Origin of the sequence: Streptomyces lavendulae subsp. lavendulae (assembly GCF_002803845.1) — a bacterium.
Classification (GTDB): domain Bacteria; phylum Actinomycetota; class Actinomycetes; order Streptomycetales; family Streptomycetaceae; genus Streptomyces; species Streptomyces lavendulae.
Genome location: NZ_CP024985.1, coordinates 7,380,327 through 7,394,882, shown reverse-complemented (window position 1 = coordinate 7,394,882; position 14,556 = coordinate 7,380,327). Strand labels below are relative to the sequence as shown.

Sequence of the window (14,556 nt, the reverse complement as noted above, 5' to 3'; positions counted from 1 at the left end):
GGGCCGGGCCGTCCGGGGGCTGAGGCCCCCGGACGGGGCGCGTTCAGGTGGCCGGGAGGGCTCGGCACAGGAGGGCCGCCGGGGAGGGACGGGAGCCGATGCGCGTGGTGAAGGCGATGCCCGCCGCGTACTCGCTCGCCGTGCACTGCCCCTTGTAGTGCCCGGAGGCGAAGTCGCCGCCGCCCGCGCCCGCCGGCCGGTTGTCCCCGCGGTCGAACCAGACGGTGCGCCCGCCGGTCGTCGCCGGCGCGGTGCGGGCCGGGGCGCACAGGGCCGCCGAGACGCGCTCGCCCCGCTCCGAGTACCCGATGAGGAACTGCCCCGCCGGGCACTGGAACTTGGTGTAGCCGCCGGCCCAGTCGCCGCCCGCCGGGACGTACGCCTCGTCGCGGACCACCGTCTGGCCTCCGGTCGGGGAGCGCAGGTCCGAGGTGGTGCACAGGCCGTACCCGCCGGTGTGGCTCAGGCCCGCCAGGCGGGCGCCGTCGGGGCAGACGGCCTTGCGGGCGCCGGCGTCCCAGTCCCCGGCGGCGCGGGTGCGCAGCGAGGCGACGTGATCGCGGTGGGAGGTGTCCAGCTGGTACCAGGAGGGGCCGGCGGGGACCGGCCCGGTGCGGCCGGGGGCGGTGGCGAGGGCCGTCCAGGGGGCGGTGCGCCAGTCGGCGGCATCGAGGACCCCGGTGCGGCGGCCGGTGGCGTCGTAGCGGAGCATCGCCCAGCTGTCACCGCCCGGTGCGCCCTGCGCGGTGGTGCTCCAGCCGACGAGGGGCCAGTAGGCGAAGTCGGCGTCGGAGGCGGCGAGGTCGCCGGTGAAGTTCTGGAACCAGGCGCGCGGGGCGGCTGCGGTCTCGTCCGCTCCGATGCCGAACTCGCTGATCCAGACGGGGGCGGTGAAGTGGGTGCCCGTCTCGGCGGAGACGAAGAAGGCCTGGTCGTAGAGGGTCTGCTGGAGTTGGGCGGGGGTCATGTCCTGGTAGCGGGCGTCATGGGTCTCGCCCAGGCCCGTCGCGCCGCTGTGGTGGGGGCCGGTGTACCCGTAGAAGTGGGCGGAGTAGACCAGCTTGTCGGACACGACCAGGGTGTGGGAGAGGGTACGGACGGGGGTGAGGGTGGGCCGGCCGTGCGCGAGGCCGTCGAGGGGGATCCCGGTCCAGTTGATGCCCTCGATGACGATGAGCAGGTCGGGGTTGGCCTCGGTGAGGATCCGGTCGGCGGCCTCCTGGGAGGCGGCCTGCCAGTCGTGGGCGTCGCCCAGGCCCCAGTTGGGGTCGTCCCAGGTGTCCCGGCGGACCTCGTTGTAGAGGTCGGCGCCGACGACGCGCGGGTTGTCGCGGTAGCGGCGGGCGAGGAAGACCCAGTCGTCGGCCCATTGGGCGGTGGAACGGCCGCTGTTCCAGCGTTCGTTGCCGTCGAGGCCGCAGCACCAGCGGGTGGAGCCGGTGTGGTTGTTCAGGATGACGGCGAACCCGGCATCGGTGAGGGCGCTCACGACGGCGTCGTAGACCTGGAGGGGGGTGCGGCCGCGCAGGGCGGGGTTGGCGGCGACGGCGGAGTCCGGGACGGGGGCGGTCGTGTGCAGCATCTCGTTGGAGAAGGGCAGCCGGACGCTGTTGAGCCCGAGTGCGCGGAAGTCGGCGAGCAGGGCGGGCAGGGCTACCCGGTCCAGGCCGAGCGGTATGCCGTGGGAGTCCTGGCCCGCGTGGTGGGTGGCCGGGTCGTTCCGGTCGCCGGAGCCGTTCCAGGAGCCCTGGGCGCCGTCCCAGTTGCCGGAGCGCAGGCGGAAGCGCTCGCCCCGGGCGTCGACGATGTAGCGGCCCCGGGTGGAGAGCGGGGGCGTCCAGGGGGCGTCGGCGGCCGCGGGGGGCGCGGCCTGCGGCGCGGGGGCGGGCGCGGGCGCGGCGACGGCGGGCAGGGTCCCGCCCGCCAGGAGCAGCACGCTCAGCACCGCCCGTAGAAGGCTCTTCATGTCGGCTCCCGCCGGCTCCGGCCGCCCCGGTCCGGGCGGCTGCGGCGCACAAGTTACCGGCCGGTCGCGCCACTGGGAAGGCTTCGGCGGCCCCCGCCCCGCCACCCGGGACCCGTCAACCCGGGCGGGACCGCGCCACCCCTCCCCAGGGCCCCGGCCCGGCAAAACCGCCCCGCGCGGGCCCGGCTCCCCCTACGGTGCACCCAGGGGACGGGTACGTGCACCGGAGGGTGGGGCTGATGGACGACGAAGAAGACATGCGGCTGGCGAGGATGACGCCGGAGATTTCCCGCCGCACGCTCGCGATGCTGCGGGGGCTCGCCGGGCTGGAACCGCCCGAGCAGGTGCCGGAGGAAGCCATGGTCGTCGCGGACGCGATCCTCGCCGAGCACGGCACCGACGGGCTGCGCGTGCTGGTGATGACCCTGGCCGCCTGGGCGACGGCGCAGATCGAGAACGTCGCGGAGCTGAGCCGGCGCAGTCACGAGGCGGTGCTCGACGCCATGGAGCTGGCCTGCCTGGAGGCGAACGCCGAGGAGTAGCCGCCGGAGTCCACCGGAAGGGTTTCCTCCGGCGGGTGGCGGGCGACGCTCCGAAGCAGCGGTCCGCCACTCCGGGCGGGTGGCGGAGGGCCGACCGTACCGGCCGCCGCCGGCTCCGGGCCGCGGCATGCCGTCATCCGGGCCGGGGTCGGCGACACTGGGGGGACCAGCAGGTTGCGGGGGGTCGTGATCGGAGGCTGTCGTGAGCACACCTTCCCCCATCCGCATCGCCGCCGTCCTGTCCGCCGAGCACCGCGGGCGGCTGATGTCCCACGCGCGCGAGGTCAATTTCGCCGAGGGCGCGCGGCTCTTCGACGAGGGCCGCCCGGCGCGGTCCTTCTGGATCGTGCGCTCGGGCACGGTGACCCTGGAGATCCCCCTGCCCGGCCACCACCGGTCGGCGGCCGTCGAGAGCCTGGGCCCCGGCGAGCTCGTGGGCTGGTCCTGGCTGTTCCCGCCGTACGTGTGGCAGCTGAGCGCCGAGGCGATGACCCCGGTGCGCGCCTACGAGTTCGACGGTGAGACGGTACGGCTGCTCATGGACGCCGATCCGGCCTTCGGCTCGGCCGTCGGGCACTGGGTCGGGCGGGTCCTCGCGGTACGGCTCCACCAGACCCGGACCCGGCTCCTGGACCTCTACGCCCCCCGCACGGGGGCCACCCGCTGACCCGCCCGCGCTCCGCGAGCGCCCTGCCAACCCCTTTCCGGGGGGTGTGTTCAGCCGATTCGGCGGTCCGCTCCCCCACAGGTCACGACGGGTGGCGTCGCTGCGGACTGCGCTCATGCGCTCACGATCGGTGACGAGAAACAGCGGTACGAACGGGCGTTCACGCTCCGGATCCGCAAGACTCCCGTCCGTTATCCGAAACACCGAGCCGAGGAGTGTTCGAAATGCGGTCCATCACCAGGAGCCTGGGACTGGCGTCCGGAGCAATGGCGCTCACCGCCCTCACCGCGCTGGCCGGCACCGGAGCCGCCGACGCGGCGCCCTCCGGCGCGCAGAGCGTGTACGCGCCGTCCGCGCTCGTGGTCAGCGTGACGGCCGGACCGGACGCCGCCCACGGGACGGTGCTGCGCGCGGCGACGCTGGTGTGCGCGCCCCGGCCGAGCGGCACCCACCCGGACGCCGCGGCGGCCTGCGCCGAGTTGAAGGCGAACGGCCCCGCCCTCGACGCCCTCGCCGCGCCGCGCCCGAACACCGCCTGCACCCGCGAGTGGAACCCCGTGACGGTCACCGCCGACGGGGTGTGGCAGGGCCGCCGCCTGAGCTACACCTACACCTTCGGGAACCCGTGCGGCCTGCGCGCCAGCACCGGGGTGCTGTTCGGCATCTGAGCCCCGGGTCCCGGCCGGGCCCCCTCCCCCCGGTGCGCCGGGCGGCGCCGTGCGACCGCCGTCCGGCCCCGCGCCGCGGCGGCCCGGCCGTCAGCCCAGTTCGAGACTGGTGACACCGTACAGTCCGGCCGTGTCCACCTCGGGCGCCGGGCCGGTGTACATGCGGGCCGTCTCGAACGACGGGGACAGCCCGAGCCCGGCCAGCAGGGTGGCCGCGGCCGGGTTCACGTCGGGCGCGTCCACCGCGACCTCCCCTCCGGGGGCGTACCCGGCCAGCCCCCGCACCAGGGCGGCGGCCACCTCCGGGGTGGCCGCGTAGAGCGGACCGATCCGGGAGGCCGCCCCGCACGGCCGGACCACGCCGAGGCCCTCGATCCGCCCGTCGCGGACGGCGGCGAGGGCGGTCCGGCCGGGCAGGGCGGTCCAGGCGGAGAGGAACGCGTCGCGTGGCGCCGGGAAGAACCGGCGGTCGTAGGCGGCGAGCCGGTCGAACGGCAGCGAGGCCGCGTCGACGGTCCGCACGGCGCCGTCCTCCCCGCCCGCGTCCGGGACCCCCTCGAAGCGGATGTTCGTCCAGGCGGAACGGAACCCGGACTTGCGGTAGTTGGCCTGCTGCTCCACCACCCCGTCCAGGCCGGTGAGCCGGCCGGCCAGCCGCTCCGTCGCCGCGTTCCACACCCGCAGACCGTACCCCCGTCCGCGCAGGTCGGGGCGGACGATGTAGAAGCCGATGAACCCGTACGAGGTGCCGTAGCGCACGGCGGAGACACAGGCCACCGGATCCCCGTCGAGGCGTCCGAGGAGGAAGCCCTGCGGATCGGCCACCGCGAAGGCGAAACGGTCGCTGTCGCCCGGGTTCCAGCCCTCCGCCTCGGCCCAGCCGCGCAGCAGTTCCATGTCGGCGGCGCTCGCGCCGCCGATCTCGAATCCCGTCATGTCCGGTGTTGTACCAGACCGGAAGGGGCGCCGCAGCAGGGCCTGACCGGCCATCAGGAGCCCGGTGGACGCCTCCGGGGCGGCGTCCGGGCGGCTCAGCCCGCGCAGATCACGTCGTCGAGCTGGATCGGCAGGGAGTCCAGGCGGACGTAGGCGGTGAAGGTGTCGGTCGCACCGGAGTCCCACGAGGTGGTGACGGTGGCCCAGCCGACTCCCGCCGACGGGGCCACCGTGGCCGGTCCCACCTCGATCTCCCGCGGGGCGCTCACGGAGCAGAGCAGCACGTCGGAGTCGCGGGTGTGCTCCTGCTTCGTCTTCAGCTGCTGCGAGACCCGCAGGGCGCGGTCCTGTTCGGTGGGTCCGTGCTTGCCGTAGAAGGTGGTGAGGAAGCGGGTGATCTCTTCGGCGGTGTGCCGGTGGTGGCGCAGCGGCCCCGGATCGGCGGACGCCGCCGCGGGGGAGGCGAGTACGGGGAACAGGGCCGCGGACAGGGCGAGCAGCAGGGCACCGGAGCGGTGGGGCGTGAGCGTCATGACCGGGTTGTAGCGGCTCGCCCGCCCGCGCCGGGAGGGGCGCGACGCGGGCTCACTCCGGTGGACGTGGAGATTCACCGCCGGCACCGCGCGGGGCCGGCCCGCACGCGGACAAATGGGGTCGCGGGCCGGGACGGCGCCCGCGTAGGGTCGGCGCATGGGGAAGCCGCTCGTCGCAGTGTTCAGTGGGGCAGGGATGTCCACGGATTCCGGGATCCCGGACTACCGGGGGCCGCAGGGTCTGTGGAGGCGTGAGCCCGACGCCGAGAAGCTCGTGACCTACGAGTACTACATGGCCGATCCGGAGATCCGCCGGCGCTCCTGGCTGATGCGCGCCGAGGTCTGGGCCGCCGCGCCCCGGCCCAACGCGGCGCACCGGGCCGTCGCCGAGCTGGAACGCGGGGGCACCCCGGTGCGGGTGGTCACCCAGAACGTGGACGGGCTGCACCAGCTCGCCGGGATGCCCGCGCGGAAGGTGTTCGAGCTGCACGGGTCGGCCCGGTCGGTGGTCTGCACCGGCTGCAACGCCCGGACGGGGCTGGAGGAGGCGCTGGCCCGGGTCTCCGCCGGGGAGCCGGATCCCGCCTGTCTGGCGTGCGGCGGGATCCTCAAGACGGCGACCGTGATGTTCGGGGAACGGCTCGACCCGGAGGTCCTGGCGCAGTCCGTGGCCGTGGCCAAGGGCTGCCAGGTGTTCATCGCCGTCGGCACCACCCTCCAGGTCCAGCCCGCCGCCTCGCTGGCCGGGATGGCGGCGGAGGCGGGGGCCCGTCTGATCATCGTGAACGCGGAGGAGACCCCGTACGACGCCCTGGCCGACGAGATCGTCCGCGAGCCGATCGGCACGGCCCTGCCGGCCCTGCTGAGCCGCATCGCGGCGGGCTGATCCGGCGGGGGCCGTCGGGTCAGCCCTCTTCCGCCGCCCTGCGCATCGCCGCGGCGTCGAGTTTCTTCATCTTCATCATCACGGCGGTGGCGCGGGCCGCGCGGGCCGGGTCGGGGTCGGCGATCAGGTCGATGACGCCGGGCGGGATGACCTGCCAGGACACGCCGAAGCGGTCCTTGAGCCAGCCGCAGGCGCCCTCCTCGCCGCCGTCCTTGGTCAGGGCGTCCCAGTAGTAGTCGGCCTCCGCCTCGTCCCGGCAGTGGATCTGGAAGGAGACGGCCTCGGTGAAGGGGAACTGGGGGCCGCCGTTGAGGCCGATGAACTTCTGGCCGTTGATCTCGAACTCGACGACCATCACGGCGCCGGGCGTGCCGGGCCCGGCCTCGTTGTAGCGTGCGGTCCGGCCGCGCCGGCCGTCCTTGAAGACCGACAGGTAGTGGTCGGCGGCGGCCTCCGCGTCGCCGTCGAACCACAGGCACGTGGTGAAACCGTTGCTGGCCATGACTGCCTCCCTGCATGGGGGTGAGGTGCGGCGGCTGCCGTCCCCACCTACAGACGGGTCCCGCGCCCCGAACTCATCGGTGGGCGCGGGACCTGTCCGTACTTTCACCCGTTCGGGCTACATCCCGAGCATCCGGTCGACGACGCGCGCCGTGGCGCCGCCGTCGTCCAGGTCGCAGAACTCGGCGCGGAACGCCGCCCGCGCCGCCGCGTACTCGGCGCCCACCGCGTCCGCGTCGCGCACGGCCGCGATCAGGCTCGGCGAGTCCGCCAGGAGCGGTCCGGGGGCCTTGGCCTCCAGGTCGAAGGTGAAGCCGCGCAGCGTGTCGCGGTAGTGCTCCAGGTCGTACGTGAACAGCAGGATCGGCCGGTCGGTCAGCGCGAAGTCGAAGATCGCGGAGGAGTAGTCCGAGATCAGCACGTCGGCGACGAGCAGCAGGTCGGTGGTGTCGGGCCAGCGGGAGACGTCGACGACGAAGCCGTCGCGCACGCCCTCGCGGACCTGTTCGCCCACCTTGTGGTGGCCGCGCACCAGCAGGACGTGGTCCTCGCCGAGCTCACGGCGGGCCGCGTCCAGGTCGATCCTCAGGTCGAGCTTGTACCCGCCGGTCCAGCCGAGGCGGTTCTCGCGCCAGGTGGGCAGGTAGAGGACCACCTTCTTGCCCTCCGGCAGCCCGAGCCGGCGCCGGACCTCGGCGATCCGCGCCGCGTCGGGGCGCACCAGGGCGTCGGTGCGCGGGCTCCCGGCCTCGATGACCTCGCCCTGGTAGCCGAGGGCCCGCTTGAGGATGGGCGTGGCGTACGAGCTGGGGGAGGCGAGCAGCGACCACTGGGCGCTGTCGTGCTGCAGCCCCTCCAGCACCTCGGGGCTGGTGTAGTAGTCGTGCATGAAGTCGTAGCCGATCTGCTTCAGCGGCGTCCCGTGCCAGGTCTGTACGACGGTCTGGCCGGGGCGGCGGCGGAAGGTGGCCGGAACGCTGTCGTTGACGACGTAGTAGCGGGCGCGGGCCAGCAGCTCCCAGGCCTCCAGGCTGCCGTGCTGGACGGCGCGCGCGGTCGGCGGGACCTCGGCGCGGCCGTCGCGCACCAGCCAGACGTGTTCCAGCTTCTCGCCGCGGCGCAGCAGTTCCTCGTGGATGGCCCGGGGCGAGTCACCGGCGCCGTTCCCCTTGAAGGCGTCGTAGACGACCACGTCCTTGACCGGCAGGGCGCGCTGCGCGGGGTAGGTCACGTCGCGGGCGACGCGCTGGGCGTAGTGCGAGCGGTCGTGCGGGCTCAGGACCGGGTCGCAGACCAGCGCCATCCGGTCGTGGAGGCGGGCCTCGACGCGCATGCGGCGGCCGAGGACGGTGATCGCGTGCGGTCCGGAGGCCAGGACGGGCGCCATGAGCTGGACGGGCGCGCCGCGGTCGACGCCGAGCAGGCCCGCGGTCGACCCGCCCCGGTCCGCCGGGCGCAGCGTGGGCCACCAGCGGCCCTGCGGGAGGCTGGTGCGGCCGCCGAAGGGCTCGGGGAGCACGGGCTCGAAGGAAGCCTCGAAGCGGTCGCCGTCCCGGGTGACGGGGTAGCTGAACTCCATGCCGTACTGGTTGTGCAGGACGAGTTCGTACGGTTCGCCGGCGGTGCTCGCGGGCGCGCGGAAGGTGCCCCCGAGGGTGAGGACGCCCTCCTGGGCGGTGACCGTGTCGACCAGCGGCGGGGAGGCCTGGACGGAGAGGACCAGGTGGCCGCTCATGCCGCGCTTGGCGAAGACGGTGCGCTCGGCGCCGTCGCCGGGGATCGGGGCGACCAGGCCGGTGAACCCGCCGCGCTCGTCGTGGGCGAGGGGGTGGCGGGTCCCGTCGGCGCGGACCACGGACAGGTTCCACGGCCGGGGGCGCCATCCGCCGGCCTGTCCCCCGCCGTCGGGCACCTCGCCCAGGGCGGCGAGCGGGACGGTGACGGTGAAGGGGATCCGGCCGCCGGGGCGGGCCTCGGAGGTGGTGAGCGGGAAGGTGAGGACGGAGCCGGCCTGGGTGGCCTGCAGGGTGGCGTCACCGCCGACCTCGGCGGCGAGCTCGCCGGTCAGTTCCAGGGCGTCGTCGCCGGCGGGGCGGACGTCCAGGACCCGGGCGCGGACGATCTCGACCTGGACGGTGAAGACTCCGGAGACGGTCGGCAGGATGCGGACGTCGGGGGTGGCCCAGTACGCCGGCGGGGTGAGTCCGCTGTCGTGTTCGCCGCCCTTGAGGCGGGCGCGGTGCAGGCCTCCGGCGCCGGTGACGGCGATGGAGGTGGACCATATGCCCTCGCGCCACTTGCCGCCCGACTGGAAGACGGTGGGGTCGACGACGGCGCTGAAGCCGGCCCAGTCCGCGTGCCGCAGGGCGAGGTGCGGGCTGTTGACCGTGGCCATCGGGGAGGCGACGGTGCGGGTGTTGACGACGGTGCGCCGGCGCTTGCCGTTCTCCCGGAAGATCAGCATCTTGCGGGAGCCGAGGCGGCTCTCCGCTCCCATGTGGCCGGGCAGGGCGTAGCCGCGCAGCAGCAGCTTGCCGTCGCTCCAGGCGGCCTGCTCCAGCCGGCTCACGACGCGGCGCTCGCGCGGGCCGAGGGTGAGCAGCTTGGCCGGGACGGGGGCCTTGAGGAAGGGGTAGTCGGCCTGCGGGCGGGCCAGTCCCTTGACCGGAACGCTGTAGGTGAAGTCCTTCTGGTGCCGGACGAGGGCGATGAACTCCTCGACGCGGCCCTCGCGGGCCAGGTAGGCCTTGAGCCGGTCGGCGACGGTGAGGTCGTTCCAGGGTTCGGTGCCGATCTCCCGGATGAGGCCGCCGACCTCCTTGACGAAGGCCGCGCGGAACTCGGGTCCCGCCTCGCCGACGTACTTGTAGATGAGGGGCAGCTCTTCGCTCAGTACGTTGCGGTCGTAGTCGCGCAGGTAGCGGGCGTACTTCTCGCCCTGCTTGCCGAGGAGGGCCTCGCGGACCAGGCGGACGGAGGTCACGCGGTCGGTGAGGGAGACCGGGTCGGTGGCGCGCTGGGTGATGGAGCGCTCGCCGGTCTCGCGCACCCGCCAGTGGTAGACGACGTCGCCGATCACGTCGACGCTCTTGGCGAAGTAGTGGGCCGGGATGCTGACGGGGGCGTCCTCGTAGAGGATGCCCTCCGGGTAGGCGAAGCCGTGCTCTTCCCAGAAGCTGCGCCGGTAGACCTTGTTCCACGCGGTGCGGTCGGTGACCAGCGCCGGGAACTTGGAGATGTGGGTCTTCAGCCGGGTGTTCGCGAATGCGATCCGGTGGCCCCAGGACTGCTGCATGCCGACGGAGCGGAAGCGGCGGACGTTGCCGCCCGCGAAGTCGGAGCCGGTCTGGTCGAGGGCCGCGATCAGCTTCTCGTAGGCGTACGGCGGCATGGTGTCGTCGCTGTCGACGAAGGCCACGTACTCGGTGCCCTCGGCAAGGTGGCGGAAGCCTACGTTCCGGGCGGCGCCGAGACCCGCGTTCTTCTGGAGGACCACCCGGAACCGTTGGTCACGCTCCGCGAAGTTCTTCGCGATGACGGCACTCGCATCCGTGGACCCGTCGTCGACGATCACGACCTCGAAGTCGTCGAACGTCTGAGCTGCGATGGACTCCAGGCACTCGTCGAGGTAGAGCTCGACGTTGTAGACAGGTACGACGATGCTCAGGCGCGGGGGCATGGGTGGCGGGTTCTCCAGCGTTTTTTGCTTTGTCGATGAGTTAATGATCAGCTGATTACAGCATCTTACTCTGTAACAGGATGATAAAGTCCGCCCATCCCGGACATATCAGTAGGGGCTGCCGGGGCGGACGGCAAAGAATTCGACCGCCCGCCACCGCGCCGTCACAGCCCCCTCGGGTGCCTCAGATCTCCAGCTCGGCCTCGATCTTCCTCAGCTGGTGCCGCGCCATCGCGAGATTGGCCCGTCCCCGGTCGAGGGCGAGGTAGAGGAAGAAGCCGCTGGAGCCCCGCGCCTTCATCAGCCGGATCAGGTGGTACTGGCTGCCGAGAGTGATCAGGATGTCCTCGATCTCGTCCTGCAGACCGAGCATCTCCATCGTGCGGACCTTCGCCCGGACCACGTCGGTGTTGCCGGCGGCGGCGACCGAAAGGTCCAGATCCTTGCTGCCGCCGATGGTGCCCAGGGCCATGCCGCTGCCGTAGTCGACGAGGGCCGCACCGAGCGCCCCGTCGATGGTGGTGGTGGCTTCCTTCAGGGCGGTTTCCACGTTGGCCATGGGGGTTCCTCTTTCTGCTGTCGCTTGTCCGTTGTACGGAGGTACTGATGTGCTGTCGTTTGCCAAGAGAGAAGTGGGTCAGGAGGAGTGGGTCAGGAGAACGGGCCCGCGGGGCCGAGGGCCGGCGGCGTCCCCGGGCCCCGGCGGCCGAGGCTGTGGTCGATCAGCTCGGTGATGCGCAGGCTGGAGCGGCGGGCTTCCAGGTGGAGCCGTCCGACGTTGACGCGCGGCTCCGCGATCAGGGTCAGGACGGCCGTGTCACCGGCGGCGTAGGTGGCGACGTATCCGTTCTCCCCGCGCACGAGGAGTTCGCGGAATCCGCCCTGGCCGGTGCAGTCGCTGAGCCGCTGGGCGACGCCCAGGGCGGCCGCGGTCAGCGCGGCGACGGACTCGGCCTCGGTGGCGGCGCTGTCCTGGGCGAGCACCAGTCCGTCGGCACTCGCGGCCAGGGCTCCGGTGAGCTGGGGAACCCGTGCCCGCAGCCGCCGGAGCTCGGCGAGTATCTCGGCTTCGGCCTCGGCGGGCACCATCGCCGTGTTCATGTCGGCCTTCCTCCCTTCGAGCGGCCTCCGCTCGGAACGGTCGGCTCGCAGAACCGGTCGCAGCGGGAGCCTCACAGACTTGCCTCCAGTGCGTCGCGTAACCGGCGGAGCAGAGCCACGTCCGGGGATTGGGCCTCGGTGATCCAGTCGGGCAGTGGGGCGGCCGACAGCGGGACCGGCCGGGTATGGGGGGTCTCGACGAGCCCGGCCGCCGCGAGTCTTCGTACGTCGAGCAGGGTGTGGAAGGCGGGCCGGCCGAGTACCCAGGCCAGGTCCGCGGGAGTGCGCACGCCGTCGGCCTGCCCCAGGAGGATCCGCTGCCGCGTGGTGACCGTCTGCCCGGGCGCGGCCTGCCGGGGCACCACCGGGGATATGTCGAGCAGCGGGTACGGCCACACGGCGTCCAGCAGCTCGCGGCGGCGGCGGGTCTCGCGCTCGACGGCCTCGGCCGGGACCGAGCGGACGGAACCGATCCAGTGGGTGGCGCCGCGGCGGAACCGGGACGGGCCGCTGCCCGGGGAGAGCGCGAAGAAGGCGGCGTCGAAGATCGCCGCGAGGTGGCAGATCTCCAGCTCGCCGTCCGCGAGGCCGCCGCTGTCCACGAGGAAGCGGGCGACCTGACGGCGGCCCCCGGCCTCGTCCACCGCCTCCTTCCAGCGCTCGGGGGCGAGCCCGCCGCCGGTGGTGAGCAGGACGTCGAGGCCCGGGGTTGAGGGGCTTTCGGCATGGACGACGCGGCCGTCCTCCAGGAAGAGGGTCCCGCGGTCGCGGAGCAGGGCGCCGGTGGCGCGTTCGGCGGCGAGCCGGGTGAGCAGCGGGGAGACGGCGGTGGTCACCTGAGCACCAGCCCTTCGGCCAGCGCGCGGAGTCTGAGCCGGGCGAGGGCGAGGTTCCCGTCAGTCCGGTCGAGCCAGAGGTGGAGGAAGACGCTGCTGTCGAAGCTCGTCTCGACGAAGCGGAGCACGTGGTAGCCGGTGCGCGTGGTGACGATCAGGTCCTCGACGGGCGGTCCGGCGGCCGCGGGTCCGCCGACGGAGCCCGGCTCGCCCGGCGCGGGGGCGAACGACTCGTACTCGGCCGCCGCCCGGGCCAGCTCGGCGGTCTCGGCGGCGGTGGTCTCGTGGTCACCGACGGGCGACTCCCCCGCAGTGCCGAGGGCCAGTCCGCTGCTCCAGTCGACCAGCGCGGCCCCACGCGCACCCGGTAGGGCCATGGCTTCGAGCAGGCATTCGTCGATCCCGGGCACGCGGGCTCCCCTCCCGGCCGCACGTGCTGAATGCACGGTCCTACGGCGCGACAAGAAGGGAACTTACTCAACTTCCACTCTGCGAAAAGGCGTTCTGGCATTTTCCGCTGGAACATGCGCGGTACCGCGTGACAGCTTGGCCGGAACATGTTCGTTTCTGATCAAGGGTGCGATCAGAGGAACGTTCCAGGACCGGATCACGACGCCGGCGGCAAAAGCACCGGTCGGCCGGAAGGACCTTCGCTCCCCCTGAACGTACCCCTCGCGGGTCAGGGTCCGCAGCAAGTGGTAGAGGGCCGGCGGCGCGACGCCGGCCGGCCGGGCGAACCGCTCGACCGCCGCCCCGCCCCCTCGCGGGCGCGCGGCCCCTTCTATCCTTCCGGGGCCGTGGACCCGGACGGGCCCGGCGGGGAGGGAACATGGAGATCGGCAATGAGGTGGCGACGGCCGAGAGGACGCGGCCGTGCCCGGACTGCGGAAGTCCGCTACCGCTCCACGAGCGGTACGTCGAGTGGTGCGCGGAGTGCGAATGGAACGTCGACCCGGGTGCGCCCGATCCCGAGCCCGGGCGGATCGCGGCCGCGCGCCGACGCCTGGCGCACCGTTTCGGGGAGCAACTGGCGCAGGAGATGGAGCGGGCCGCCGCGGAGAGCGTGCGGCCCGGGTGGGACGCCTCGACCGTGTTCGCGTTCGGGCTGGCCCTCCTGGTGCACGCGGTAACGCTGATCCTGCTGGTCTCCGGGGTGCTGCTGGTGGTCCTGGGGTGGGAGACCGGGGTGCAGCCGGTGGTCGGCGCCCTGCTGCTGGGGCTGGCGGCGGTGCTGCGCCCCCGTACGGTGCGCCTGCCGAAGGACGCCCCGGTGCTGTACCGGGCCGACGCGCCGCGGCTGTTCGAGCTGATCGACGAGGTCGGTGCGGTGGTCGGGACGGCCGGTGTGCACGCCGTGGTCGTGGGGACGCACTGCAACGCGGCGGTGACGACCTACGGCCTGCGCCGCCGCCGGGTCCTCGACCTCGGACTCGGTCTCTGGGAGATCCTGTCGCCGCAGGAGCGGGTGGCGCTGCTGGGGCACGAGCTGGGCCACTTCGCGCACGGCGACCTCCGCTACGGCCGGGTCACCTCCGGGGCGCTGCACTCCTTGAGGGTCTGGTACTACGTCCTCGCGCCGGCCCCGGCGGTGCGGCTGCTGGACCGGTTCGTGAACGCGGCGACCTTCCTGCCCCGCTGGGCCGCGTACGGGACGCTGCTGCTCCTGGACCGGCTGACCCTGCGCGCTTCACAGCGTGCCGAGTACCTGGCCGATACGGGCGCGGCCCGCGCCGGGTCCGTGGAGGCCGCCCTCGGGCTGCTGGACCGGCTGCTGGTCTCCCGTTCGGTCGCCACGGAGCTGCGCCGGGAGTCGGTGGCGGCGCAGATGCGGGGCGGGCGCGGCGGCCGGGAGGACCGCGAGCGGGCGGAACGGGGCCTGTGGGAGCGGCTGGCCGCGCACATCGGGGAGGTTCCCGAGAGGGAGTACGAGCGGCTCCGCCGGGCCGGGGCCCTGCGCGGCCACAGCGCGGACGACACCCACCCGCCGACGCACCTGCGGCGGCGCCACGCCGCGGCGATCCCCCCGAAGCCTCCGCTGGTCGTCTGCGACGCCGCGCGCGAGGCGGCGGTGGCGGCCGAACTCGCCGCGCACCGTGCGGTGCTGGCCCGTCGGGTGATCCGCGACCACGCACGCTGACGGCGCACCACCGCTCGCGGGCGCGGTGCGGGATCCGGGGCCGTTTCCGGAGCACTGCATGCGCAGTGCTCCGCACGCGTCGGCGGACCTTCGCCCTCCGGGCC

The 14,556-nt window shown here is 73.6% G+C and carries 14 protein-coding genes; 5 read left to right on the top strand and 9 right to left on the bottom strand.

Annotated elements, in window-relative coordinates:
- Positions 1–43: 43 nt before the first annotated feature.
- The gene (locus SLAV_RS33080; RefSeq protein WP_037687523.1) at positions 44–1,966 is read right to left on the bottom strand and encodes a glycoside hydrolase family 5 protein; all 1,923 of its coding nucleotides are present in this window, start codon (positions 1,964–1,966) and stop codon (positions 44–46) included.
- A 239-nt stretch (positions 1,967–2,205) separates the two neighbouring features.
- Between SLAV_RS33080 and SLAV_RS33075 the strand changes: the two genes are divergently transcribed.
- The 3 genes from SLAV_RS33075 (at position 2,206) to SLAV_RS33065 (ending at position 3,843) form a co-directional block, all read left to right on the top strand.
- Positions 2,206–2,508, top strand: coding sequence for a hypothetical protein (locus SLAV_RS33075; protein ID WP_030231436.1), 303 nt, complete (start codon positions 2,206–2,208; stop codon positions 2,506–2,508).
- 202 nt (positions 2,509–2,710) lie between these two features.
- Positions 2,711–3,175 (top strand): Crp/Fnr family transcriptional regulator, encoded by a 465-nt coding sequence (locus tag SLAV_RS33070; protein WP_030231438.1) that lies wholly within the window; start codon positions 2,711–2,713, stop codon positions 3,173–3,175.
- Positions 3,176–3,399: 224 nt separating this feature from the next.
- The gene (locus SLAV_RS33065; RefSeq protein ID WP_030231440.1) at positions 3,400–3,843 is read left to right on the top strand and encodes a subtilase-type protease inhibitor; all 444 of its coding nucleotides are present in this window, start codon (positions 3,400–3,402) and stop codon (positions 3,841–3,843) included.
- Positions 3,844–3,933: 90 nt separating this feature from the next.
- Here the strand turns inward: SLAV_RS33065 and SLAV_RS33060 are convergent, their stop codons facing one another.
- The gene (locus SLAV_RS33060; RefSeq protein WP_030231442.1) at positions 3,934–4,779 is read right to left on the bottom strand and encodes a GNAT family N-acetyltransferase; all 846 of its coding nucleotides are present in this window, start codon (positions 4,777–4,779) and stop codon (positions 3,934–3,936) included.
- Between the two features lie 95 nt (positions 4,780–4,874).
- A complete protein-coding gene (locus SLAV_RS33055) occupies positions 4,875–5,312 on the bottom strand; it encodes a hypothetical protein (RefSeq protein ID WP_030231450.1) in 438 nt (145 codons plus the stop codon).
- A gap of 157 nt (positions 5,313–5,469) precedes the next feature.
- Between SLAV_RS33055 and SLAV_RS33050 the strand changes: the two genes are divergently transcribed.
- The gene (locus tag SLAV_RS33050) at positions 5,470–6,198 is read left to right on the top strand and encodes an SIR2 family NAD-dependent protein deacylase (protein WP_030231452.1); all 729 of its coding nucleotides are present in this window, start codon (positions 5,470–5,472) and stop codon (positions 6,196–6,198) included.
- Positions 6,199–6,217: 19 nt separating this feature from the next.
- On the opposite strand, the gene SLAV_RS33045 is transcribed toward SLAV_RS33050, so the two are convergent.
- The 6 genes from SLAV_RS33045 to SLAV_RS33020 all read right to left on the bottom strand — a co-directional run bounded on the left by SLAV_RS33045 (position 6,218) and on the right by SLAV_RS33020 (position 12,725).
- The gene (locus tag SLAV_RS33045) at positions 6,218–6,700 is read right to left on the bottom strand and encodes a VOC family protein (RefSeq protein WP_030231455.1); all 483 of its coding nucleotides are present in this window, start codon (positions 6,698–6,700) and stop codon (positions 6,218–6,220) included.
- A gap of 117 nt (positions 6,701–6,817) precedes the next feature.
- Positions 6,818–10,378: a bifunctional glycosyltransferase/CDP-glycerol:glycerophosphate glycerophosphotransferase gene (locus tag SLAV_RS43260; protein ID WP_030231458.1), complete on the bottom strand. Its 3,561-nt coding sequence runs from the start codon at positions 10,376–10,378 to the stop codon at positions 6,818–6,820.
- 184 nt (positions 10,379–10,562) lie between these two features.
- Positions 10,563–10,937: a hypothetical protein gene (locus tag SLAV_RS33035; RefSeq protein ID WP_030231460.1), complete on the bottom strand. Its 375-nt coding sequence runs from the start codon at positions 10,935–10,937 to the stop codon at positions 10,563–10,565.
- A gap of 92 nt (positions 10,938–11,029) precedes the next feature.
- A complete protein-coding gene (locus tag SLAV_RS33030) occupies positions 11,030–11,479 on the bottom strand; it encodes a roadblock/LC7 domain-containing protein (protein WP_234333651.1) in 450 nt (149 codons plus the stop codon).
- 71 nt (positions 11,480–11,550) lie between these two features.
- Positions 11,551–12,315, bottom strand: a complete 765-nt coding sequence (locus tag SLAV_RS33025; RefSeq protein ID WP_030231465.1) for a hypothetical protein — start codon at positions 12,313–12,315, stop codon at positions 11,551–11,553.
- A complete protein-coding gene (locus SLAV_RS33020; protein WP_030231468.1) occupies positions 12,312–12,725 on the bottom strand; it encodes a hypothetical protein in 414 nt (137 codons plus the stop codon). Before SLAV_RS33020 ends, SLAV_RS33025 begins: the two co-directional genes overlap by 4 nt.
- A gap of 419 nt (positions 12,726–13,144) precedes the next feature.
- Between SLAV_RS33020 and SLAV_RS33015 the strand changes: the two genes are divergently transcribed.
- Positions 13,145–14,452, top strand: a complete 1,308-nt coding sequence (locus SLAV_RS33015; RefSeq protein WP_030231472.1) for a M48 family metallopeptidase — start codon at positions 13,145–13,147, stop codon at positions 14,450–14,452.
- Positions 14,453–14,556 lie beyond the last annotated feature (104 nt).

Bases quoted from the DNA above. Each gene is read 5' to 3' on its own strand.
- SLAV_RS33035 (WP_030231460.1), bottom strand. From the start codon at position 10,937: ATGGCCAACGTGGAAACCGCCCTGAAGGAAGCCACCACCACCATCGAC.
- SLAV_RS33080 (WP_037687523.1), bottom strand. From the start codon at position 1,966: ATGAAGAGCCTTCTACGGGCGGTGCTGAGCGTGCTGCTCCTGGCGGGC.
- SLAV_RS33055 (WP_030231450.1), bottom strand. From the start codon at position 5,312: ATGACGCTCACGCCCCACCGCTCCGGTGCCCTGCTGCTCGCCCTGTCC.
- SLAV_RS33030 (WP_234333651.1), bottom strand. From the start codon at position 11,479: ATGAACACGGCGATGGTGCCCGCCGAGGCCGAAGCCGAGATACTCGCC.
- SLAV_RS43260 (WP_030231458.1), bottom strand. From the start codon at position 10,378: ATGCCCCCGCGCCTGAGCATCGTCGTACCTGTCTACAACGTCGAGCTC.
- SLAV_RS33065 (WP_030231440.1), top strand. From the start codon at position 3,400: ATGCGGTCCATCACCAGGAGCCTGGGACTGGCGTCCGGAGCAATGGCG.
- SLAV_RS33075 (WP_030231436.1), top strand. From the start codon at position 2,206: ATGGACGACGAAGAAGACATGCGGCTGGCGAGGATGACGCCGGAGATT.
- SLAV_RS33015 (WP_030231472.1), top strand. From the start codon at position 13,145: ATGGAGATCGGCAATGAGGTGGCGACGGCCGAGAGGACGCGGCCGTGC.
- SLAV_RS33045 (WP_030231455.1), bottom strand. From the start codon at position 6,700: ATGGCCAGCAACGGTTTCACCACGTGCCTGTGGTTCGACGGCGACGCG.
- SLAV_RS33060 (WP_030231442.1), bottom strand. From the start codon at position 4,779: ATGACGGGATTCGAGATCGGCGGCGCGAGCGCCGCCGACATGGAACTG.
- SLAV_RS33050 (WP_030231452.1), top strand. From the start codon at position 5,470: ATGGGGAAGCCGCTCGTCGCAGTGTTCAGTGGGGCAGGGATGTCCACG.